This is a genomic window from Hyunsoonleella flava, assembly GCF_004310325.1.
Classification (GTDB): domain Bacteria; phylum Bacteroidota; class Bacteroidia; order Flavobacteriales; family Flavobacteriaceae; genus Jejuia; species Jejuia flava.
In genome coordinates, this window is sequence record NZ_SIRT01000002.1 from 222,910 (window position 1) to 245,153 (window position 22,244).

Consider the following 22,244-nt stretch of genomic DNA (forward strand, 5'->3'; position numbering starts at 1 on the left):
TACCGCTATTGCTTTCAAAAATACATTATTTCAAATTAAATTAGCCCAGTAAAACCCAAGTAAAAATAGTTTAGCTTTTTCTTTATGTTTGCATAACGATTTTAACCACATGCTTTCAAAAAACCAAATAAAATTTATAAAACGATTAGGTCAAAAAAAATATAGACTTGCAGAAGGCTATTTTGTGGTTGAAGGCGTTAAAACGATAAACGAGCTTCTACAGTCTCATTTTGAACTTCATCAATTATATACGACGGAATCCTTCAATATTGATGCCAAAACTGAAAATTTAATTTCAGAAGCAGATTTAAAACGTATTAGTTTTTTAAAAACACCAAATAAGGCATTAGCCGTATTTAACATCCCTAAACCCAATCAAGTTGATTGTGAGGGTTTAATTGTGGCATTAGACGATGTGCGCGACCCTGGGAATTTAGGCACTATCATCAGATTATGTGACTGGTTTGGGATTAAGGATTTGGTATGTAGTAAACAAACGGTAGATTGTTATAATCCAAAGGTTCTACAGGCTACAATGGGCTCGATTTCAAGAGTTAATGTGAGTTATTTGGATTTGAGTTCATTTTTAAATAAAGCGCAACTTTCAATTTTTGGTGCCTTTATGGATGGAGACAACGTATACCAGGCAGCGCTTCCTGATAAAGGTATTTTGGTAATGGGTAATGAGGCAAATGGGATTTCTAAGACTATTGAAGCTGAAATAAACAAACGCATAGCTATACCAAGATTTGGAAATATACAAGTCACTGAAAGCCTAAATGTAGCAACCGCTACAGCTATTTTATTGAGTGAATTTAGAAGGACACAATAAAGTGTTCAGCCTTAAAATCGCAATTTATCACATTATTAAGCGTTTTTTTGAAATGAATGTGACAGTTTTTCGACCTTAGATCTTGAATATTAACCTAAAAAATTGAATATGAAAAAGATACTTTTATTAACTATGTCTTTATTTGCACTAGTTGCTTGCAATAATGACGATGATGAAAATACAACAGAACCACCATTGGAAAGTTTTGATTATAACGAAACGCTTGGTGGAGACCTTTCAAATGTATTTGACGCCCCTACAAATCTTGCCTTTGTAGTTGGTAATAATACTGTAAATGCTAGTCAGTCTTCATCTGATGTTGATTATTTTACATTTACTGTGCCTTCGGAAAGTGAGCTTATTGAAATTACTTTGGATGATTATCAATCTACCGATGACGCTGCGTTTATTGGTATTGTGGCAGGTAGCGCTTTTTCAAATGATGCTTCAAGTACTGGCGCAAGTGATTTATTGGGCGGTACGCTTTATGGTGTCTCAAACAGAGGCAACGATATTTTAGCAAGTATGGGGACTTTGGGCGGAGCGCAAGGATTTACAGGAGCTTTAGGTTCAGGTAATTATACTATTTGGTTAAACCAAACTGGAGCTTCTTCTGAAGCCTTTTTTAATTTTAAAATCAGAAAAGCAAACTAATATTCTGAATTACTGAAACGTAAAATTGATAAAAACACCTCTGGTTTGCATTCTGGTAATGTTGCTTGTCCATGGGCTATTTGGGTCATCATCCCTTACCAATTCGTCTCCCATCCCAAAAAGTCCGCGAATGGAAGGTGTAAATTTAAAATTATAGAGATAAAAATCAATACCAAACCCAAGTTCATAAAACAAGGGTCTACTTGTGGTTCTAAACTGTCCCTTACTATTATCGTCGGGGTTGTTTTCATTACTGGATAAATTTATCGCTGTAGAAAAGCCACCTATGATAAAAGGTTTGAAATTATTGATACGTTTTGCTGATATTTTTAAAAGTAGAGGGACATGAATGTATGTTGACTTTACCTCACGAGATAAATCAGATTCTTTAAAATCAACACCTTGAAAATATTGTTCGCTATAAAACAATTCCCTTGTAGTAATGAAAAGTCCTGGTTCTAGTCTTAAATCCAAAAAACTATTTATTCTCATATTACCTATCAGTCCTACACTAAAGCCTGGACTGGTATCAACATAGATATCGCGCAGATCTTCATTATAATCAAAATTAAAATCGTAATTATTTATACCTAAAAAGTAGCCCCAGCGCAAAAATTTAAAATCGGTAGTGCCACGACCCTGATTTGCATCGTATGTAATTTTCTCCTTTTTAAATAACTGTGCTTGAGTTGTTTGAAAGGTTAATAGAAATACAAAACCAATTAAAATTTGCTTCATGATTACTTTGACGATTTATAAATTGTAGCTACCCCAAAAGTCTGAGGAAAATCTTCAACATTAATAAACCCAGTTTTACGTAAAATATTGTTTAAAGCCTCGCCATAAGGAAAAACTGAAGCCGACTCGCTTAAATACCTATAGGCACTGCGGTCTTTAGAAAACAAACGACCAATCAGGGGCAAAATATTTTTGGTGTAGAAATTATAACCTTGTTTAAAAGGTGTTTTCGTTGGTACAGAAGTTTCGAGAATTACAAAAATTCCTCCTGGTTTCAACACTCTAAGAATGTCTTTAAGTCCGTTTTGTAAATTCTCAAAATTTCTTACTCCAAAGGCTACGGTAATGGCATCAAAGGTATTGTCTTCAAAAGGCATATTTTCCGAATCGCCTAAAACCATTTCAATTTTATCAGATAACCCTTTGTTATTTATTTTTTGTTTACCAATATCCAGCATTCCAGAGCTAATATCCAAGCCAACAATTTTTTCGGCATTGGTATCTGCCATGGCTATGGCCAAATCTCCAGTTCCTGTGGCTATGTCCAAAACGGTTTTAGCGTCTTGATCTTTAACGAGATTCACAACTTTTTTGCGCCACTTCACATCAATTCCAAATGAGATTACACGGTTTAAACCGTCATAATCTCCAGAAATTGTGTCAAACATTTTAGTTACCTGCTCTTTTTTGCTCAGGTCGCTATCTTTATAAGGCTTAATTTTAGACAAACTGCTATTTTTTTGGCAAACTTACATATTTATATCATTTCTACCTAAGAAGCTATGGAGTAACTAGAGGGGTATGAATATCTTATAGATTTAATCTCGCCATATTTATTTTGTACTATCTTTGTGCTGCTTTTTATAGATAAGAAAGATGAAAATAATAATTGCTGGAGCTGGTGAAGTTGGATTTCATTTAGCAAAATTATTGTCCTACGAATCTCAGGAAATTAATTTAATAGATACTGATAAAGAGAGTTTAGCTTACGCCGACACGCATTTAGATATAAAAGTAATTCGTGGCGATGCTACATCTATAGCTATATTGCGAGAGGCTAAAGTAGACATATGCGACTTACTTATCGCAGTTACGGCATCAGAAACCACAAATATCACCATTTGTGTTCTGGCAAAACAACTAGGTGCAAAACGAACTATTGCTAGAATATCTAATACAGAATTTATTAATTATAAAGATGAAGTTGGGTTTACCAGATTTGGTATTGATGAGTTGATTTCTCCTGAGGCTTTGGCGGCTTCGGAAATCGAACTTTCCTTAAGGCAGACCTCGTTTAGCGATACCTATGAGTTTGAAGAAGGTGCACTAACTATGGCTGGCTTAACACTGTCTAAAGAAGCATCTTTTGTTGGGAAAAATGTTAAGGAAGCAGCAAAAATATTCCCTGAAATTCACTTTATTCCTATTGCAATTCAGCGAAAAGGCACACAATATACTTTAATCCCAAGAGGTGATACCATTTTTAAAGAAGGGGATAATGTAGTTTTTATTACTTCGGAAGGTGGAGCTGAAGAATTATGTAGACTTACAGGAAAAGCCAATACCGAGATAAAAAGTGTAATGATTTTAGGCGGCACTGAAATTGGTTTTAAAGCAGCAAGGGATCTGAGTGAAAAGGGTTTTAATATCAAACTTTTAGAAGGTGACAAGGAACGTGCTTTTGATATTGCAGACCAGTTACCAAATGTGTTGGTAATTAAGAGCGATGGTAGAAAAGTTGATGTTTTGGATGAAGAAAGTATTAGCGATATGGATGCTTTTATTGCTGTTGGAGATAACTCTGAAACAAATATCATGTCATGCTTGGTGGCAAAATCAAAAGGTGTAAAAAAGTCCGTTGCTCTAGTTGAAAATATGGATTATTTTGAGTTATCGCACTCCATCGGTATTGATACGTTAATCAACAAAAAATTATTGGCTGCGAACAGTATTTTTAGATACATAAGAAAAGGAGAGGTTGTGGCGATGACGAAGTTGAGTAATATGAATGCAGAATTACTGGAGTTTGAAGTGAAATCAACATCTGCCATTTGCAATAAGCTTATTAAAAATGTTGATTTTCCGCGTTCTGCAATTATTGGTGGAGTTATTCGAGAAAATGTTGGATACATTGCCTTGGGAAGTTTTAAAATTCAAGAAGGAGATAAAGTGGTAGTATGCAGTTTATTACGATCTATAAAAGGCGTTGAGAAACTGTTTCTCTAAAATTTATCTTATACCATGAAGCTCAATTATAAAATCATTTTTCATTTTTTAGGATTGCTTATGCTGTTTAACGGTGGCTTTATGCTATTGTCTTCCTTGGTAAGTTTTCTTTATAAAGATGGTGTAACAGGTTCGCTATCATTAGCGGCTATATTAGCATTGGTTTTAGGTGGTGTTGTGATGCTTTTTACCAGAAAGCATAATAAGGAAATGAACAAGCGCGAAGGTTATATTGTTGTTGCCTTTGGCTGGATTATCATGGCACTTACAGGCACGTTGCCTTATGTAATTACTGGAAGTATCCCTAGTTTTACTAATGCTTTTTTTGAGACCATGTCTGGTTACACCACTACCGGAGCATCAATTTTAAATGATATTGAAGCGATGCCAAAGGGTATTTTGTTTTGGCGTAGTCTAACCCATTGGATTGGTGGTATGGGTATCATTGTTTTGGCAATTGCAATTTTACCATTGTTAGGTATCGGTGGTATGCAAATGTTTGCTGCCGAGGCACCAGGACCAAGTGCCGATAAATTACACCCTAGAATTACCGATACAGCAAAACGTCTATGGTTAATTTATTTTGGTTACACTGCAGCTGAAACTTTATTGTTAAGCGTTGCGGGAATGTCGTTTTTTGATGCTATAAACCATGCATTGTGTACAGTCTCAACTGGAGGTTTTTCAACAAAAAACGCTAGTGTGGCACATTGGAATGGGCAACCTGTTATCCAATACATAATAATCATTTTTATGTTTTTGGCAGGGACCAATTTTGTTTTGAGTTACTTTGCTTTTAAAGGTAAAGTACAGAAGGTATTGCATGATGAAGAATTTAAATTGTACTTTAAGTTTATTGCTATTTTTACAATTATTGCAGCGCTACTCATTTATTTCAGGGCAGATGTTTCGGTATCTTCAATTGAGCATCCCATGGTTTGGGGAGAAGGGGAGAGTGCTGTTAGGCATGCTTTATTTCAAGTACTGGCAATAGTTACTACTACTGGTTTTGTTACGGCAGATTACACCATGTGGACGCCATTTCTGGTAGTCTTCTTTTTTGGTTTGATGTTCTTAGGCGGTTCAGCGGGTAGTACTTCTGGAGGTGTAAAGGTGGTGCGCCATATGCTGTTGATTAAAAACGGATTTTTAGAGTTTAAGCGAGCCCTACATCCAAGTGCTATTTTGCCTGTACGGTATAATAAAAAAGCTATTTCAGGCGATATTGTTTTCAATATATTAGGGTTCTTCATTTTGTATATGCTATCCTTTATTATTGGCGCCTTGGTGTTTTCAACGTTTCAGTTAGATTTTTCATCTTCAATAGGTTTAGCAGCATCCAGCTTAGGTAATGTTGGTCCAGCGTTGGGAGATTTTGGACCTGTTAACAATTATGCTGCCTTACCGTCTTTAGCGCAGTGGTGGGCTTCATTTTTAATGCTTATTGGGCGTTTAGAGCTGTTTACCGTTCTCGTTCTATTTACACCGTTTTTTTGGCGGAATAGATAAATTATTAATTAGGGCATTACCTACCCTTCGACAAGCTCAGGGCAAGCTGGTCGGGCCTGCCTGCCGGCAGACAGGCTATCACTACTCGCTCCCTCCTGTGTCGGGGAGCTTAAACATTTAGTTTATGCTGAGCTTGTCGAAGTATTCTATCCCTAATGCGGCTCAGGACAGTAGTTATAATTATAAATTTTTAATTAAATATCCCTTTTTTCAAAATCCCTAAAGCACCTATAAAATCTAATAATTGTGTTGTTTCTTGTTGGTTTTTAAAGGCTTATCAATTTATGCCTTTGTAACAAATTTTAAAGTTATGCGTCAATATTGTATAACCAATTAAAAATCATCAATCATGGAATTAGTAATTAACTCAAGTAAATTAAACACAGTACATAAACAGGAAGAAAGCGTTACAAAGCCTTTAGGGTTTTTAAATTCTCGCTATAAAGCCATTGCGAAAGAAAGTTTGAGGAATGCTTCTCAAAGGTCAATTTTTGGTATAAGAAGCCGTATAAAAAACTCAAGATATCATTTTGTTTCAGGAATGGAAGTCGCTTTAAAACTATCAGTGTTTTTAGTAGCAATTCTTGCTATATTCAATTAATCTAATCATTAGATTAACGTTTAAGAGTAAAATGTCCCGTTTTAACAATAGTGTTGTTCTCATTATCTGTTAAAACGGCTCTAAACCAATAATCATTTGCAACCAGGAGCTGTCCATTAAAAGTGCCGTCCCAACCTTCTAAATTTGTTTTTAAATCCATGAAAAACAGGCTCTTGCCATATCGGTCATATATGTGTATCTCCCCAAAGTTATATAACTCTGGCGATACACCCTTAATTTTCCAGTAGTCGTTAATGCCGTCTCCATTAGGTGTAAAAAATTTGGGATATCCAATAAACCCTACCACGGTTTCAATAGGAATTTCACAATCGTTAATATCCCTTACAGTTACGGTATAAACACCAGCTTCAACATTACTAAATGTATATTCATCACCACTGCCAAAATAGGTTTCGCCATCAATGGAAAATTCATAATCACTAAAACCTTGTATAGAAATAGAGATTTGGTTGTTCTCTGTTGTAACTTCCCTAAACGACATAACGTTAGGCAATCGAATTTCAAAATTTTTGGTAAGTGAACATGTTAAGCCATTTTCGGTTTTATAAATTGTTAAGGAATAATTTCCTGCTTCACTTAATCTTACGTTCCTATCGTTTGAAATAATAGCGCCAGAACCATCTCTCCACTCCCAAACATCATTAACAGCATTGCCGTCCAAAAAAATAGCCCCATCGTAGGTAGAGTAGCAAATAGTGTAAAGATCTTCTATTTCGGCAGAAATATTAGTATTAACAATTGCAGGGAAAGACCCTATTCCTGCACAATTATTATTCTCTGTTTCAATTCTGAACCAAAGGGTTGTGGATGATGTATTGTGAAAGTTAGATAGTGTATTAAGCTTAGTCTGGGCATCTTCAAATGATGTATGAAACGTTATTTTAGAAGTATTTGGAAGACCAAATTCAGCCTTTATATCTGTTGCCTTGATTAGCAAATCAAAACGTCCAATCTCGTTGTTGGTCAGGTTATCAGAATCTTCACAAGTATAGATACTTTCGGCAGAAAATAAGTTGCTATTGGATGTTTCAATAAAGAAGTTACGGATAATGCTGCACCCTTTAGGTGTAACTATTTTAACAAACAATTCCTCTAGAGGTAATGTGTTTTCATAGTTTTCTGCATTGGAAATGATATTGGTTTCGGTTAACGCATCGTTGGAGGTTCTGTAGAAAGAATACTCAAAATCCCTGTTTTTATTTAATACTCTATCTCCAATATTTTCTAGGTTGAATAGCGAAACACCATCAAAATCAGTATCGCATTGTGATAAAACTTCATTTGGATTCAAAATTGGTTTTGGGAAAACTTCAACAATTTTTTGAATGCGATAAGGCGTATTTCTATATGTAATAGTTGCGTTTACAAGAAAGTTGCCACTGGTAATATATTGATGTGTTGGTGATATTTCGGTAGAGGTATTGCCATCCCCAAAGTCCCAAAAAATTGAATCTACAGGTATGTATGAATCTGTTGTAAAATCAAAAAACTCATCCACACATTTATCTTCCGTTATAATTCTGTTTCTAAGAAAAGAAACCACAAAGTTAGGTAAACCTTGTAGTGATGCATTGGAGCTTAAATCAATTGCCAAAGCTTGATATTCCGAATTGCCATCCCCATTTTTATCTTCAGGATCATTAATAACACCTATTGAACTTATGGGGTTTGGAGGAAGGTTTTGACCAAAATTACTAATATCCCATGGTATTTTTTGATAGGTTGCTACATATATCTTGCCATTGCTGGCCAGTTGTAAATCACCATAATTATGGCTAGAAGATACATCTAAAGGTATCTTTTCATTTATAGGATTATTATCATATATCAAATATTTGTATAGAAAACCTATGTTGCCAAAGTTAACACCGGTGAAATATAATATTTGAGAATCTTGTGAGAACTCTACGCCATAGGAATAAAGTGGATCAAAAAGTAAGCCTGCCTTGATGCCAAGATCATAATTTATTTCTGAAGTATTTGCGTTAAAATTAAAAACATGAATATTGTCTCCACCAGTATCAGCAAGCGCTATTTTTTTTCCGTCTGGTGAAATTTTCATGGCGCCCTGGTCTGAAAGAATTTGTACATCACTTTCTGGAATGGTAATCGTTTCTGGAAATCTATTCAATCCGGTGTTATCAATAGTAAAAATGTAAAACGTATCATTTTTACTGCCAGGATCATCATTTAGTTTTCCAAACGTAAGCACTTTCATGGTATCGCTTTGAATGTCATGAATTGCAGAAACTCGACCTGAATTCGCATTTGAAATTCTTGATAATCGGGTAGTGACTTCTCCCAAAGGGTTTTGGTTTGAAAACTGTACTTGACCGTAGTAGAAACCAGAATTTAATAAAGGAGTGATCGTGCCATTGGTTTTTGTACAAAAAATATAATACCTGTTATCGTCTCCAGGTACAGGCACTATAATTGTAGATTGTATATTCTCAATTTCTCCAGCTAAACCTTCACCATTTTCCATTATCTCATGATTTCTATTCCAAACAGTGTGTCCATTAGTGTAAAATAAAAGGTTTCCATTTCTATCAGAAATACTAGAGCATCCAGCAGGCGTGTCCATAGCCCCATTGTTTAGGACTGTAAGGCGCGCATCTCTAAAACTTACACCAGCATTTTGACCAAAATACCAGTTTCTTGTTTCCATTTGAGAAAAGCAAAGGAAAGACCATAGCAATAAAGCCACTGTTAATATGGTTTTTCTTTGGAACATAAAAAATAAGAGAGTCGTTTTTATTTGCAATTTACGGTTTAGAAGGCTAAGTAGCTAATTTAATAGTTGAATACACCAGAAATCAGGCGTTTCAACGATTGTTATGTTTTTGTAACAAAATGTTTTATCAGTCTACTAATAATTTACTGGCACTGCGAGATTGGATAGCTTAATCTGTGCCTTTTTGAAAAACTTTATTCGAATATCATGGGTGGCGAAGGTTCAATGGCAGGAGCAAATGTTTCCTTAAAAAACAACAGAAATCAGTTATCTAAGCGAAAGCACAGAAAAGCTTTGGGAGGCAGCTATGCGGATATTGAACTGAAAGAATTTCCAAAAGCATCCGAAAAACAACTCAAGGAGATAAAAGAAAAAATTCAAAAAGAAAATAGGCGAGCAAGACTATGGCAGTTGATGGTATTTATGCTATTAATTATAATTATAGGCTTGTTAATTTTTAACCTCTAATTTATTTGTGCTATGCCATTTGTAGAATCTTTTTTGAGCACCGTAAAAAGTAACAAAAGCATAATGCTTGATAAGTCAAAGCATTTTAGAAAAACTATGGGAGGTTATAAATGGTCGGGAAAGGATCAGTTTAATTTTTCAGAAGCGACTCCAGAACAACTAACTGAGGTTAGAGACAAGTTACTAAAAGAGCGTAAAAAACGAAATATTAAATTGGGTATAGTTCTTTTGGTAATAGTAATATCAATTTGGATTATCCTTTCATTAAAATAAAAAAAGCCACTACGTAGTGGCTTTATTATTATATAAACTTTCGTTTTAACTAACAGCAGTCTTAATGCGTTTGATAGCTTCAATAATTTGCTCCTGCGAAGCTGCATAAGAAATTCTAATGCAATCAGGGTTTCCGAAAGCATCACCTGTTACTGTTGCAACTAAGGCTTCTTCTAATAAGAACAAAGAGAAATCTGTTGCGTTGTTTATTTTATGTCCTTTCAACGTTTTTCCAAAGAAATGGGTAACATCTGGGAATACATAAAATGCACCATCAGGCGTGTTTGAATTAAAGCCTTCAATATCAGATAATAGATCTAATATCAAATCTCTACGTACTTTAAACTCATCTATCATGTATTTGACGGCAGACGGATCTTCATTTAAAGCTGTGATTACTGCGCGTTGCGCAATACAGTTAGCACCACTTGTCATTTGACCTTGTAACTTATTGCAAGCGCGTGCTATTTTTTCTGGTGCACCAATAAAACCTATACGCCATCCCGTCATTGCAAAGGCTTTAGATACGCCGTTTACAGTTATAGTTCTGTCGTACATTTCAGGAAACTCTGCAATACTTGTATAGTCTATACCATAGTTAATATGCTCATATATTTCATCTGAAACTACATAAATGTCTGGATACTTAGCAAGAACATTTACAAGCGACTGTAATTCTTCTTTACTGTAAACAGAACCGCTTGGGTTGCAAGGTGAACTAAACCACATCATTTTGGTTTTTGGTGTGATGGCAGCTTCCAGTTGCTCCGCAGTCATTTTGAAATCGGTATCAATTGAAGTCTTTACTTCAACAGGAACCCCTTCATAAAGTTTCACGATGTCAGCATAACTTACCCAATACGGGCATGGTAAAATAACTTCATCGCCAGGATTTAGCATAACACCAGCAACATTAGCTAAACATTGTTTAGCTCCAGTAGATACTACAATTTGAGAGGGTGTATATGCTAAGTTATTATCACGCTTAAACTTCTTTATTACAGCATCTTTTAACTCTCCATACCCATCTACAGGTGTGTAAGAGTTATAGCCGTCATTTATAGCTTGTATAGCGGCTTCACGAATAAAATCTGGAACCTTAAAATCTGGTTCCCCAAGGCTAAGGCCAATGATGTCTTTTCCTTCTCCTCTTAATTCTCTTGCTTTTGCTGCCATAGCTAGTGTGGCAGACGTAGACATGTTTAAAATTCTATCTGATAATACTTGCATTGTTTGGTTAGATTTGTTTATGCGTATTTAAGCTAAGCTAGGTTTTTGTCCTAAAGCTTTTAATTGATTGTAATGTTCTGCAACGGCTTCCCAAAAGGTGTTATATTCATTATAAGGCAAGCTGAATTCTTTTGCAGTCTCTCTTACGATTTTAGCTAATTTACTATAGTGAATGTGACTAATATGAGAGAATAAGTGATGTTCTACTTGTCTGTTTAAACCGCCAGTATAAAACTCAACAAACCAACTTTTAGGAGAAAAGTTTGATGTAGTGAATAGTTGGTGAATAGCCCAAGTGTTTTTCATATTGCCTTGCTCGTCAGGAAGTGGCATTTCAGTATTTGGCATAACGTGTGCCAATTGGAAAATTACACTTAAAATAATACCAGCCGTGTAGTGCATGATTAAAAACCCGATAAGTACTTCCCACCACTTAAAGCCTAGAGATAATGGCAGCACTACCCAAATAGAGTAATACACTATTTTTCCAATAATAAGTTTCGTCCATTGTGTTGCTGGGTTTGGCATTTTACCATAAGCCAGCTTTCTTTTTAAATAACGGTATGTTTGAGTGAAATCAGTGGTAATAGCCCAATTTGCCGTTAATAAGCCATATAAAAAGAAGGCATAAAACCTTTGGTATTTATGAAAACTATACCACTTGGCATGCTTAGAAAATCTGATAATTCTACCCGCATCAATATCTTCATCGTGTCCTTGAATGTTGGTATATGTATGGTGCAATACATTGTGTTGTACTTTCCAGTTATAATCATTCCCAGCTAAAATATATATACTGCTTCCCATTAATTTATTGACCCATTTTTTACTGGAAAAAGAGCCATGGTTGGCATCATGCATCACATTCATGCCAACACCTGCCATACCAACGCCAACGATTACCATGCCAAGTATTTGAGCCCAACCAGGTAGATCTATAGTTAGAATTAAAACAACAGGAACAATCAATAATGAAAACATCACAACAGCTTTGAGATATAATTTCCAATTGCCGGTACGTTTAAGGTTATTTTCCTTAAAATAATCGTTCACACGCTTGTTTAAGGTCTTAAAAAATTTTGCAGGATCTTTTCTTGAAAATGAAAGTGCTTGCTTATTCATAATTAAATTTAGTTTAATCTTATCTGTATAAAACTATTATACACTGCGCAAAGATATATATTAATCAATTCAACAAAGAACGTTTTAATGTAAAAAAATATATGTGAAACCTCTATTTTTGTTCAAAATTTAACATTAATGAAGTTAATTCTTAAATATTTCCCTAACCTTTCAGAAGACCAAATAATTAAATTTCAAAGACTTGAGGCACTATATAAAGATTGGAATTTGAAGATAAATGTGGTGTCAAGAAAGGATATAGATGAACTCTATTTGAGACATGTGTTGCACTCGTTGGCGATAGCGAAAGTAATTGCTTTTAAGAATGGCTCAAGCATCATGGATGTTGGTACTGGTGGTGGTTTTCCAGGGATTCCACTTGCAATTATGTTTCCAAACTGTCATTTTCATTTGGTGGATAGTATTGCTAAAAAGCTTAAAGTGGTTAATGAAGTAGTTGAAGGTTTAGGGTTAGAAAATGTACGCACAACGCATACAAGAGTTGAAGACATTGACGAAACTTACGATTTTATTGTTAGTCGCGCCGTAGCTGCAATGCCTACTTTTGTACGCTGGACAAAAGGTAAAATAGCTAAAAAGCAAAAAAACGACTTAAAAAATGGCATACTTTATCTTAAAGGAGGGGATTTAACAGAAGAGTTAAAAGACTATATAACAACTTCAATTTATAATTTGACCGATTTTTTTGAAGAGGATTTTTTTGAAACCAAAAAAGTGGTACACCTGCCTATGAAATTCTCTAAATAGCTTAGTTTATAAAGCACTTAACCTATCAACGTAAGTTTCAAAAATACGACCATCACCCATGCTCCAAGATGTTTCACTAAATAGTGCAATCTCATTTTTGTATTTAAATAATTCATTTTCAGCTGCCAAAATATTTCGTGCCTTCTTAAAGCACAATTTTGCCTTATCATAATTTTCAGAATGATAACTTGCAATGGCTAAGGCCATAAGCGCTTCAAGATCTACAGCATTGAAGCTTAAAGTGTCTTCAAAACTTTTTGCGGCTGCTTCATAATTTCTAGAAAAAAGTTGGGTAATACCTAGATAAAAATGAGCAGAGTCGTTAGTTTTATCCAAGCTAATTGCTTTTCTAAAATCTGCAGCGGCTTTCTTAAAGTCCCTTAAGTTTAGGTAAGCTATACCTCTATTGTGGTAAGTGTCGCTATTCGGTTCAAGGGCGATACTCTTGTTAAGAAATATAATGGCTAATTCTTTTTGCCTAAGCTCAGTAAAAGATAAACCTAGTTGAATGTTGGTATTTACATCATTAGGAAAGTGTTTAAGTAAAAACATAAAGGATCGCGAAGCTTGCTTATATTTTTTTAAATTAAATTGAGTCATTCCCAAATTATAATACGCTTGAAAAAAATCACGTTTATATCTAATGGCCATTAGATAGTCCTCATAAGCACCTTCAAAATCACCTAATGCATATTTCGCATTACCACGATTGTAATAAGTGTCGGCATCAGGCTTTGTAAAAATGATATTTGTATAGTCTAAAATAGCGCCCCAATAATTTTCCAGATCAAACCTAGCTAAACCACGATAAAAATAGGCGTCTAAGTTTTCCTTATCCAATGCAATGGCTTCTGTAAATACTATTTCTTGTTGTTTGGGGTCTGCTAACCTTTTTCCTTGTCGTACCAGTTTTTTTGATTGTCCAATAGAGAAGGTTGTAGATAGAAGAAAAAAAACAATAAGCGTTTTTGTAAAAATTTGTTTATTCATAGCAACAGGAATAATAAATTTTAAAAGATTGAAAACATAAAAACAATGCAAATCGTTGACTTGTAATCTGTTTACACTCTTAAAGATACAAAATAGCTACAGTTTAGAACTCTGTTTTAAGAGAAATTTAGGGATTTACCGGTGTTCTGAAGATTTGCTAAAGAGCACTTAGTTTTTTAAATAATTCTGAAAAAAGCTGTTTTTCGTTTACTTCCCAGTATGTATCCTTAAATACAGGAAGTACGTCGTTACCTCTAGCACCTAATAAGTTTTTTGCACGCTCAAACTTAGCTTTGGCTTTTTCTAAATCATTAATGTAGTAGTAGGCCATAGCTAAACCAAAGTGCGCATCATAGTCCATTTGATCTTTATTTGTAGCAAAGGTTAAGCTCTTTATAGACTCCTCAAATTCACCCAGTAAAAATTGACTCACACCTAAATAAAAATAAGCAGGTGTATTGTTTGGGTTAACTTTTATAGCTTTCAAAAAATCATCTTTAGCTTCTTTGTAATAATTAATCTCTAGTAAAGCATAGCCGCGGTTGTAGTAAGACTGACTATTTGGCCTTAACAAAATACATGCACCAAAATCTTTAAATGCCGCTTTGTAATTTTTCAATTCCATGTAAGCTGAAGCACGTTGACTGTAAGACTTATAGTCATTAGGAAAAGCATGAATAACTTTAGTATAGGCATCTACGGCACCTTTAAAATCTTCCAAGTTAAATTTGGTGTTGCCTAAATTAAAATAAGCACCAATTAAATCAGGGTCAAGTGCAATGGCTTTTTCATAATCGAATAAAGCACCTTCATAATCCAATAAATTGAATTTACAATTTCCCCGATTGTAGTAACTATCGGCATCAGGTTCAAAGAAAATTATCTTGGTGAAATCTAAAATAGCCCCGTCATAGTCTTCCAGATTATATTTGGCAATACCTCTGTAAAACAAGGCGTCCAGATGCTTGTTGTCTATTTCTAAGGCCTGATTCAATAACTCTATTTGTGCTCTGGGATCATTAAGTCTCAGGGCTTGCCTCACAAACTTGGTAGCCTGCCCAATACTTAATAATGGCACAAATAGCAAAATTAGTAATGTCTTTTTCATGCTATTTCTAAACGTCAATTCTTTAAGTGTATTGTTTTTAACGTATTTAAATATCAAAAACTATTCCACGATAATTGAAGTATAAAACTAATGAAATTTTAAAGACGATTTTATTGCTTTCCGTTTTTAGATTGTATTTTCTGCTTTTTCTTTTCTAAATAGGCCTTTTCCAAATCGTTGCCAACACACTCCAATGCCAAATTAATAAAGCGCAATGCCTTTTTGGGTTTAGAAGTAGCCGTATATAAATCTGCCAAAGCGCCGTAATACAGATACGCCCGCTGTACAAAATCCTCAGGTTTCAATTGGGATAAATAACTTTCGGCCAATGTAAAATCCTTGGTTTGCAAACAAATTACTGCCATAGTCAATACATGAGAGAGCATAGGCTGTAGTGTATGCAAGCACTGGTACCAGCGTAATATTTTTTTCCAATTGGTATCCTCAAAAGTTCTGGCTTTTAAATGTTCTGCGGCAATGGCGGCTTCATAATGATAAAAAGAAAATTCAGAGGTGTCTACAGCTTTATACATCATGGAATTCCCTAATTGTATCAATGGAAAATGCCACAAACTACGGTCCTGGTGTTTTAAGTCTAGCAACTCATTGTCAGCGTTGGTTTTACTTTCAATGCGCGACGCATGAAAACACATTAGCGCACAAAGGGCATACGCATCAGGTGTGCGTGTTAAGGTGTTTTTTAAAAGCATTTGTGCGAGCCTTAACGCTTCACTGCACAATTCTTGCCTAATCAAGGTTTCCTTTCTATTGGAGTGAAACCCTTCGTTAAAAATCAGATACAACACTTCCAATACACTATCCAATCGCAAAGCCAAAGATTTTCCTTGCGGAATTTTAAATTGTATATCAGCCTGTTGAATCGCCTTTCTAGCACGAGACAATCGCTTTTTAATTGTTTCTTCTTTGGTTAACAATGCCGAAGCTATTTCTTTAATACTAAACCCCGAAACTGTTTTTAAAGCAAACGAAATACGATCACGTGGATCTAATTTTGGGTGGCATGCTGTAAAAATCATCCGCAGTTGTGCATCTTCAATTTCAGTATCGAGAAACAGTTCGTTTATAGCAATAGCGTCCGTTCCTTGATTGATGTTCGGTAGGTGTTTCTGCTCCGTTTTCAGTTTTCTAAAAATATCTAGAACCCTATTTTTAGCAGCTGTAGTTAACCACGCTTCGGGGTTTTCAGGTTGCTGTTTTCGCCAGCTTAAACTCGCTTTAATAAAGGTGTCTTGTACTGCATCTTCAATAATATCAAGATGTTTTAGTCCAAAAATCCGAGTTAAAACAGAAACCATCTTTCCGCTATGGTGGCGAAAAAGATGGTCTATCAATTGGTGTTCCATTAACGGTCAAATACCATTACTTCTCTAATTTCTACAGTACCATCCAAATCGTAATCCGGGAAATCCTGTGCAATTTTTTCAACCGCATCAAAGTTCTCAGCCTCAACGGTGTAATACCCGCCAATAACCTCTTTCACTTCAGCCGAAGCTATATCAGTTACCGTTCTGTTTTTCCCAGAAACGCGTCTTATTTGTGGTGTTAAAGCCTCACCGCCTCTTAAAATTCCGGCATCTTTCATTTTGTTACCCCAAGCAAACCACTTGCCCATGCGCTCCTGTAATTCTTCAGGTGAAAGACCTAATGCCGCGTAATCGGCTCCCGTAAAAATCATCATAAATTGTTTCATAACTAAATGTTTAAAGTTTATATCAATAAGACGGTTGCCAAAACGGAAAAGGGGACAGCTTTTTCAAAAATAATTAATTCAAGCGTAGTTTTTTATGAAAATAATTTTGGCGTTCCCCTAAAGGGTCAGGCTTTCCGCTATATCTTTTTAAATAAGACGTCATTGCGAGGAGTTTACGATGTGGCAATCTCAAACATTTTGGTTCATTATAAACTTGTCTTTTTAAAATTTTAAAAAGGATGCCGCTGCAATCCTTAACGCGGGGTATGTTTGCTTTGGCAAGTGCATAAATCATTCTAAAAGTTTTTTAGGGAGGTTCGTTTAACGGTCTAGTATAAGAATAGTTGCGGGTTTGAGTGAGAGGATTTTCCGAAGGAAAATCAGCTGAAACAAACGCGCAGCTGCTTTTGGTTAAGCCCAAAATTGAGCAATTATTTTTATATGTTGTTTACTTTTAGTTATTTAATATTATTGCCTTGTTGCATACCAAGACCCAATGGTTTCAGTATTATTAGAATCGATACTCATTATTAAATCATTTATTTCATTACTATTAGTTGGAAGTGTTCCAATTAATTTGCCTACAGGATAATTATTATTACCATCATCTGCCTCTAAGTAGGCATTTATTGTCAAATTACCATTTGAAAGGTTGCCATAAATTTTATAATCATAAGGGAATACATTTGAAGTAGCTGAGCCACCAATATTTCCGTCAACTCCAAAACACATAATAAGAGACCCACTATCATTTTGTGGTGTCATAAACTGAGGTTTAACTGTAGCCGAGTATGTTCCTTCCCAACACCCAACATATGGAAATGGATTAGTCGTAGTTACAGCATCAGTGTATGAAGATGTTCTATTTCCATTTTCATCAACTGCTATAACTTTAATTACCCAAGACTTATTTTCTTCTAGATTAAGAAAACGATAAGAAAATTTGTAATCTTGAGTTAAATCGGCGTATGGGATATAATAATTATAATTACCTATTATAATATTCCCACTACTGGTATATCTACTTTCATCTATATTAGCATCATAAAGTTGAAAATTTAATTCATTACCGTTTTCACTTATGTAAACTTCATAATGAATATTCGAATTGTCTCTTGATTTAGATTCTGTCCATCGTATATTAAGACTATTGTGACTATCTCCATTAGATTCAGTAATAACAGCGACATCAAAATAAGTCAAGTTTGATTTATCATCATCTTGATTACATCCTAAGATTATTATAATTGTTAATATCATAAAAAAATATTTTTTCATAAGTTGTGTTTTTCTAATTAAAAGTAACTGGATTAGCGGATATGCGCCGTTGGTATGGTTTATATCCGCCGTTAAACGAATATAGAAGAAATTTTTTACAAAGTCAAGTAGATTGTATCAAAACCAATCGACTGTTTTTTAAAATATTTCAATATTTCAAATTACATTTGATACATCAGTTTTTTAAAATGAATCATTTTCAGCAAACATTAGAAAATCCAGTTTGGCACGCGTTAAACGAAACACACCAAAACTTTGCTTTGGTATATGATACTGTGCAATTTTACAACCCAGAAATTTGCCCGTTTGGAGCTTTTACTAATGCTTCAAAAACCAAAGATGCATTAACTGCTTATTCAAAATTAACTAATGATTTCTTTCTGGTTTCAGAAAACGGCATGCCAACATTCGATGAAAATTATGTGGTTTTAAACAAAAAAATGGAAGGTTGCCAGATGGTAATGAATGACTTAATAGAAGTTGAAATTACTGAAACAATAGTACCGCTTAACGAAACTCATATTCAAGAAATTTACAATTTAATATGGCTTGTAATGCCAGGGTATTACCAAAAACGCACCTTTGATATGGGTGATTACTTCGGTATTTTTAAAAACGGAAAACTGATAGCAATATCAGGGCAACGCATGCAAACCAATGATTTTATAGAAGTAAGTGGCGTAGTAACTCATCCAGATTTTACTAGACAAGGTTTTGCAAAACAACTTATTACGCATACAACAAAAGAGATTTTAAAAACTGGGAAGCATGCTATTTTACACACCACTAAAGGTAATCCAGCTATTAGTTTGTACGAAAGCCTTGGGTTTGAATTAACACGCGATATGAATTGGTGGTTTTTTAATAGAAAATAAACAGCGTTGAGTTGTTTAGTGGTTGCGTTTGAGTGTCCCTCCTAAGAAGGAGGGAGTAAGGGAGGTGTAAAATCGTTTTCTTCAAATTCAAAAATATATCCCTCAATAGTTCTTATTACATTGTCAATATCATTCATAATCTGATAATCAGAAAATCTTAATACCCGAATGTCTAATGCATTCAAACGTTTAGTTTTCTTAATATCTTTCTCAAAAACTTCAACTATTTCATGGGAGTATCCGTCACACTCGATGGCTAATTGGAGTTTGTTGCAAAAGAAATCGACAATGTAATTGTCTATCGGTTTTTGTCTATGAAAATCATATCCATGCATCTGTTTTCTTCTCAAATATGTCCAAAGTTTAATCTCTGACTTTGTTGAACTATTTCGAAGTTGTCTTGCTAGAGCTTTTAGTTTTGGGTTGTAATATATTTTCATGTTTTAAACACACCCCTAAATCCCCTCTTTTTAGAGGGGACAGGATCCGTCTTGTTTTTTAAATTTTATCTTAACTATTGATGTTTGGGTTTTCTAAATCAATTATCTTCAACGAGTTTCTCCAAATATTCCTTAGCCTCTTCAAAATGCGCTTCCAACTTAGGAATTGGGTTATCGCCATAACCTCGCTTTAAGCGTTTTTTAGAAACGTTAAGCAAACGCAACAATGTTTCAGCAGAGGATTTCGAGGCATTTACATCGGTGCTTCCAATGGTATTAAACCAGATAGGACTACTTTCTGCGAAGGGATAACTATCCATTAAAGGCCATTCTGCAACACCACCGGAAACCCTAGCTGTTACCCAACCGCCTGAAGGTATTTCAATCTTGCCTTTATAGGTTTTAGAGCCTGCTTTTTTATTGCCTTTTCCTGTCCAAACCACGGCGCCGTTCACAAAAATTTCTACCGTGTTATAAGGTGTTGGGGAATGCACATCAAGTGTCCACTTCACAGTTTTACTTTTGGTATTTATCACGTCACCCACTTCTTTTCCGTCCACTTCAAAAAGTATCTGAGGCCCGTTGGTTACAAAACTTTTACCTTCTTTCAAGGCCTTTAAATAACTTGGGATTGAAAGTTCGCCATCAGGTTTTACATAAACTCTAGTAACACCAATAGCCATGGTACGGTATAAATCGTTCATCACATCACTTCCTGCGGAAATAGCCAAAGGTTCACCAATATTTAAAATTTCATGCCATAGGTTAGCGGTTCCAATTTCATCAGACCATAAACACCCAACCTCAATTAAATCACTTTTGCCTAAAACACAATCGGCTATAAGTTCAATCGGGATACGCTGCGCTCCATTATCGCTAAATGGATTTCTTACACTCACAGGATGCACATAGCCGCCCAAAGCGTTTTGATTTCTAGCAAACTCCAATGCTTCTGCGTTTAAGCGGTCATCACGCCCGTAAACATCATAATACGGCCCCCAAACCCAAGGCCAAAACAAATCTTGTGTGCCCAATAAACCCAAATGGCCTAAAAAGTGAGAACGGACTTCCTGTCCAAACTGAATCAAAGGCGTGCCTTCATGTTTCCATTCCCAAATATCACGTTGTAAAAATCGATTTCCGAGATTAGCTAATAAAGGAAAGGCAACATCTACATTTTCAGCCTTTAAATCCATTACGATATCTTTTGGGTCTAATTGGTTAGTGCCGCCATAATTCAAATGAAAATGGTTGTCACCAGAATACCAACCATTAGCTTGTGCATTCCAAATGGTATTCAAATTTATTTCTATGGTTTTGCTGTCAGAATCCAAAGTTGTGCTTGTAACATTTTTTATGGTTGATAACCCATGAACAGCTGTAATTGTAAGCTCTCCTAGAGGTGCTTCAACTTGAGTGCTTCCATCAGCATAGAAAAATACCACACCATTTTGTCCTTCAGAATGTATAATCCCAGTGTTTGGAACTATTGGGTGTCCTGACGCATCAGTAATACTCATGCGAACTGGTGCCTTTTTGCCATCAACGTTACTAATGATATTTACTTTTCCAGTAGGTGTATTCCAATTCCAAGTTTTAATAGCCAGGGTTTCTGGTGAACCTCCGTTAATGCTAATGCGCTTTAATTCTGAATGTTCTTCGTTATTGGTTTCATTGTAATATACCCATGTTCTGTCGTTGCTAAATTTCGGATTTAATGGCAGCTTATTGCTTTTAGTCAGCAGTAAATTACTTTCGGGATGTACCACGTCCAACAATCGTAATTCGTAATCGTCATCCTGCGGCCATGTATATACCAAAGTGCGTTTATCTGAACTTAGTGAAAACGATGCTTGGGACATGAAATTTTCCTCGGCTAAGGCAGTAGATTTGTCCTCGTCGAGATTTACTAGCTCAATCGAGTCATAAGAAAAGCCCATTTTCTTTAAGTAAATCATGTATTCAGTATTTATCGGAATCGGGAGGCGTTCTAGATTTCCTGATGAGGTTAAAACTGTTTTGGTTTTACTTGTTAAGTCAATGTTCCAGATATCCAAAGAGCCTTTATCTGCAGATGCATAATACACCGATGTTCCGTCTGAAGAAAAAATAGGATCTAGGTCCAATGCTTTGGTGTCGACTAAAACCGTTTCTATGTTTTCAGCTAAATTTAGTAGCATAATCTTTGTGTCTAAACCAGTATCACGGACAAACACGATACTTTTACCATCTGGAGACCAATTGGGTTTAAAATCCATAGCTCCTGAAGATGTGATTCTAGTTGCTACTTTCGTATTTAAATCTAGCAGCCATAGCCATCCTTTTGCGGAAAACGCTACTTCGTTTTTAGTTGGTGAAGGTGCGGGGTCTGTTGCGCCTGAATTCATTACAGGTAATTCATAACCTTCGAGATATACGTGGTGACCAAAACCATCCACTTTGGGATATCTGTTGCTCCATTGTGCGCTAACGGAATGTAAACAAAATAGGGTAAGTGTGGCAAATAGTACAAGATGCTTCATGGTAAATTGGATTAAAAAACAGATTCACCAAGATAAGAAGATTTTTGTTGTGGTTTTGTATGGTATTTTCTTGATTATCATAAATGAATGAAGTTGAATTGCTAATTATATTTGCAATGATTGAAAAGAGAAATTATATCGTGT

The 22,244-nt window shown here is 35.2% G+C and carries 21 protein-coding genes; 9 read left to right on the forward strand and 12 right to left on the reverse strand.

Annotation, left to right across the window (positions count from 1 at the left end):
• The first annotated feature begins 109 nt into the window (after positions 1 to 109).
• Both EYD45_RS04125 and EYD45_RS04130 read left to right on the forward strand, forming a co-directional pair.
• Positions 110 to 832, forward strand: a complete 723-nt coding sequence (locus EYD45_RS04125; protein ID WP_130963088.1) for a TrmH family RNA methyltransferase — start codon at positions 110 to 112, stop codon at positions 830 to 832.
• A gap of 108 nt (positions 833 to 940) precedes the next feature.
• Positions 941 to 1,486, forward strand: coding sequence for a hypothetical protein (locus EYD45_RS04130; protein ID WP_130963089.1), 546 nt, complete (start codon positions 941 to 943; stop codon positions 1,484 to 1,486).
• 9 nt (positions 1,487 to 1,495) lie between these two features.
• Here EYD45_RS04130 and porT read toward each other — a convergent pair whose 3' ends face one another.
• Both porT and ubiE read right to left on the reverse strand, forming a co-directional pair.
• A complete protein-coding gene (gene porT, locus EYD45_RS04135) occupies positions 1,496 to 2,224 on the reverse strand; it encodes a type IX secretion/gliding motility protein PorT/SprT (protein ID WP_130963090.1) in 729 nt (242 codons plus the stop codon).
• A gap of 2 nt (positions 2,225 to 2,226) precedes the next feature.
• Positions 2,227 to 2,952, reverse strand: coding sequence for a bifunctional demethylmenaquinone methyltransferase/2-methoxy-6-polyprenyl-1,4-benzoquinol methylase UbiE (ubiE, locus tag EYD45_RS04140; protein WP_130963091.1), 726 nt, complete (start codon positions 2,950 to 2,952; stop codon positions 2,227 to 2,229).
• Positions 2,953 to 3,100: 148 nt separating this feature from the next.
• On the opposite strand from ubiE, the gene trkA reads away from it, so the two are divergent.
• The 3 genes from trkA to EYD45_RS04155 all read left to right on the forward strand — a co-directional run bounded on the left by trkA (position 3,101) and on the right by EYD45_RS04155 (position 6,560).
• On the forward strand, positions 3,101 to 4,450 hold the full coding sequence (gene trkA, locus EYD45_RS04145; protein ID WP_130963092.1) for a Trk system potassium transporter TrkA: 1,350 nt from the start codon (positions 3,101 to 3,103) through the stop codon (positions 4,448 to 4,450).
• A gap of 15 nt (positions 4,451 to 4,465) precedes the next feature.
• On the forward strand, positions 4,466 to 5,959 hold the full coding sequence (locus EYD45_RS04150; RefSeq protein ID WP_130963093.1) for a TrkH family potassium uptake protein: 1,494 nt from the start codon (positions 4,466 to 4,468) through the stop codon (positions 5,957 to 5,959).
• A 349-nt stretch (positions 5,960 to 6,308) separates the two neighbouring features.
• Positions 6,309 to 6,560 (forward strand): hypothetical protein, encoded by a 252-nt coding sequence (locus EYD45_RS04155; RefSeq protein ID WP_130963094.1) that lies wholly within the window; start codon positions 6,309 to 6,311, stop codon positions 6,558 to 6,560.
• A 13-nt stretch (positions 6,561 to 6,573) separates the two neighbouring features.
• On the opposite strand, the gene EYD45_RS04160 is transcribed toward EYD45_RS04155, so the two are convergent.
• The gene (locus EYD45_RS04160; RefSeq protein ID WP_165453886.1) at positions 6,574 to 9,249 is read right to left on the reverse strand and encodes a T9SS type B sorting domain-containing protein; all 2,676 of its coding nucleotides are present in this window, start codon (positions 9,247 to 9,249) and stop codon (positions 6,574 to 6,576) included.
• Between the two features lie 273 nt (positions 9,250 to 9,522).
• Here EYD45_RS04160 and EYD45_RS04165 point away from each other — a divergent pair, with 273 nt between their 5' ends.
• Both EYD45_RS04165 and EYD45_RS04170 read left to right on the forward strand, forming a co-directional pair.
• A complete protein-coding gene (locus EYD45_RS04165) occupies positions 9,523 to 9,783 on the forward strand; it encodes a hypothetical protein (RefSeq protein WP_130963096.1) in 261 nt (86 codons plus the stop codon).
• A 63-nt stretch (positions 9,784 to 9,846) separates the two neighbouring features.
• Positions 9,847 to 10,056 carry a hypothetical protein gene (locus EYD45_RS04170; RefSeq protein ID WP_165453887.1) on the forward strand — a complete coding sequence of 70 codons (210 nt, stop codon included), beginning with the start codon at positions 9,847 to 9,849 and terminating at the stop codon, positions 10,054 to 10,056.
• A 45-nt stretch (positions 10,057 to 10,101) separates the two neighbouring features.
• Here EYD45_RS04170 and EYD45_RS04175 read toward each other — a convergent pair whose 3' ends face one another.
• Positions 10,102 to 11,286, reverse strand: a complete 1,185-nt coding sequence (locus EYD45_RS04175; RefSeq protein ID WP_130963098.1) for a pyridoxal phosphate-dependent aminotransferase — start codon at positions 11,284 to 11,286, stop codon at positions 10,102 to 10,104.
• Between the two features lie 27 nt (positions 11,287 to 11,313).
• Positions 11,314 to 12,408: a fatty acid desaturase family protein gene (locus EYD45_RS04180; protein ID WP_130963099.1), complete on the reverse strand. Its 1,095-nt coding sequence runs from the start codon at positions 12,406 to 12,408 to the stop codon at positions 11,314 to 11,316.
• A gap of 138 nt (positions 12,409 to 12,546) precedes the next feature.
• Between EYD45_RS04180 and rsmG the strand changes: the two genes are divergently transcribed.
• Entirely contained in the window at positions 12,547 to 13,176 is a 630-nt protein-coding gene (rsmG, locus tag EYD45_RS04185; RefSeq protein ID WP_130963100.1) for a 16S rRNA (guanine(527)-N(7))-methyltransferase RsmG, read from the forward strand.
• A gap of 6 nt (positions 13,177 to 13,182) precedes the next feature.
• On the opposite strand, the gene EYD45_RS04190 is transcribed toward rsmG, so the two are convergent.
• The 5 genes from EYD45_RS04190 to EYD45_RS04210 form a co-directional block, all read right to left on the reverse strand.
• Positions 13,183 to 14,166: a tetratricopeptide repeat protein gene (locus EYD45_RS04190; RefSeq protein WP_130963101.1), complete on the reverse strand. Its 984-nt coding sequence runs from the start codon at positions 14,164 to 14,166 to the stop codon at positions 13,183 to 13,185.
• A 157-nt stretch (positions 14,167 to 14,323) separates the two neighbouring features.
• Positions 14,324 to 15,274 carry a tetratricopeptide repeat protein gene (locus tag EYD45_RS04195; RefSeq protein WP_130963102.1) on the reverse strand — a complete coding sequence of 317 codons (951 nt, stop codon included), beginning with the start codon at positions 15,272 to 15,274 and terminating at the stop codon, positions 14,324 to 14,326.
• Positions 15,275 to 15,384: 110 nt separating this feature from the next.
• Positions 15,385 to 16,638, reverse strand: a complete 1,254-nt coding sequence (locus tag EYD45_RS04200; RefSeq protein ID WP_130963103.1) for an RNA polymerase sigma factor — start codon at positions 16,636 to 16,638, stop codon at positions 15,385 to 15,387.
• Complete coding sequence (locus EYD45_RS04205) at positions 16,638 to 16,985, reverse strand: YciI family protein (RefSeq protein ID WP_130963104.1); 348 nt, start codon at positions 16,983 to 16,985, stop codon at positions 16,638 to 16,640. The genes EYD45_RS04200 and EYD45_RS04205 overlap by 1 nt, the downstream gene beginning before the upstream one ends.
• 468 nt (positions 16,986 to 17,453) lie before the next feature.
• On the reverse strand, positions 17,454 to 18,245 hold the full coding sequence (locus EYD45_RS04210) for a hypothetical protein (protein WP_130963105.1): 792 nt from the start codon (positions 18,243 to 18,245) through the stop codon (positions 17,454 to 17,456).
• A 206-nt stretch (positions 18,246 to 18,451) separates the two neighbouring features.
• Here EYD45_RS04210 and EYD45_RS04215 point away from each other — a divergent pair, with 206 nt between their 5' ends.
• On the forward strand, positions 18,452 to 19,138 hold the full coding sequence (locus tag EYD45_RS04215; RefSeq protein ID WP_130963106.1) for a GNAT family N-acetyltransferase: 687 nt from the start codon (positions 18,452 to 18,454) through the stop codon (positions 19,136 to 19,138).
• Between the two features lie 41 nt (positions 19,139 to 19,179).
• Here the strand turns inward: EYD45_RS04215 and EYD45_RS04220 are convergent, their stop codons facing one another.
• Positions 19,180 to 19,578, reverse strand: coding sequence for an endonuclease domain-containing protein (locus EYD45_RS04220; protein WP_130963107.1), 399 nt, complete (start codon positions 19,576 to 19,578; stop codon positions 19,180 to 19,182).
• 98 nt (positions 19,579 to 19,676) lie between these two features.
• Complete coding sequence (locus tag EYD45_RS04225; protein ID WP_130963108.1) at positions 19,677 to 22,100, reverse strand: CehA/McbA family metallohydrolase; 2,424 nt, start codon at positions 22,098 to 22,100, stop codon at positions 19,677 to 19,679.
• Positions 22,101 to 22,244 lie beyond the last annotated feature (144 nt).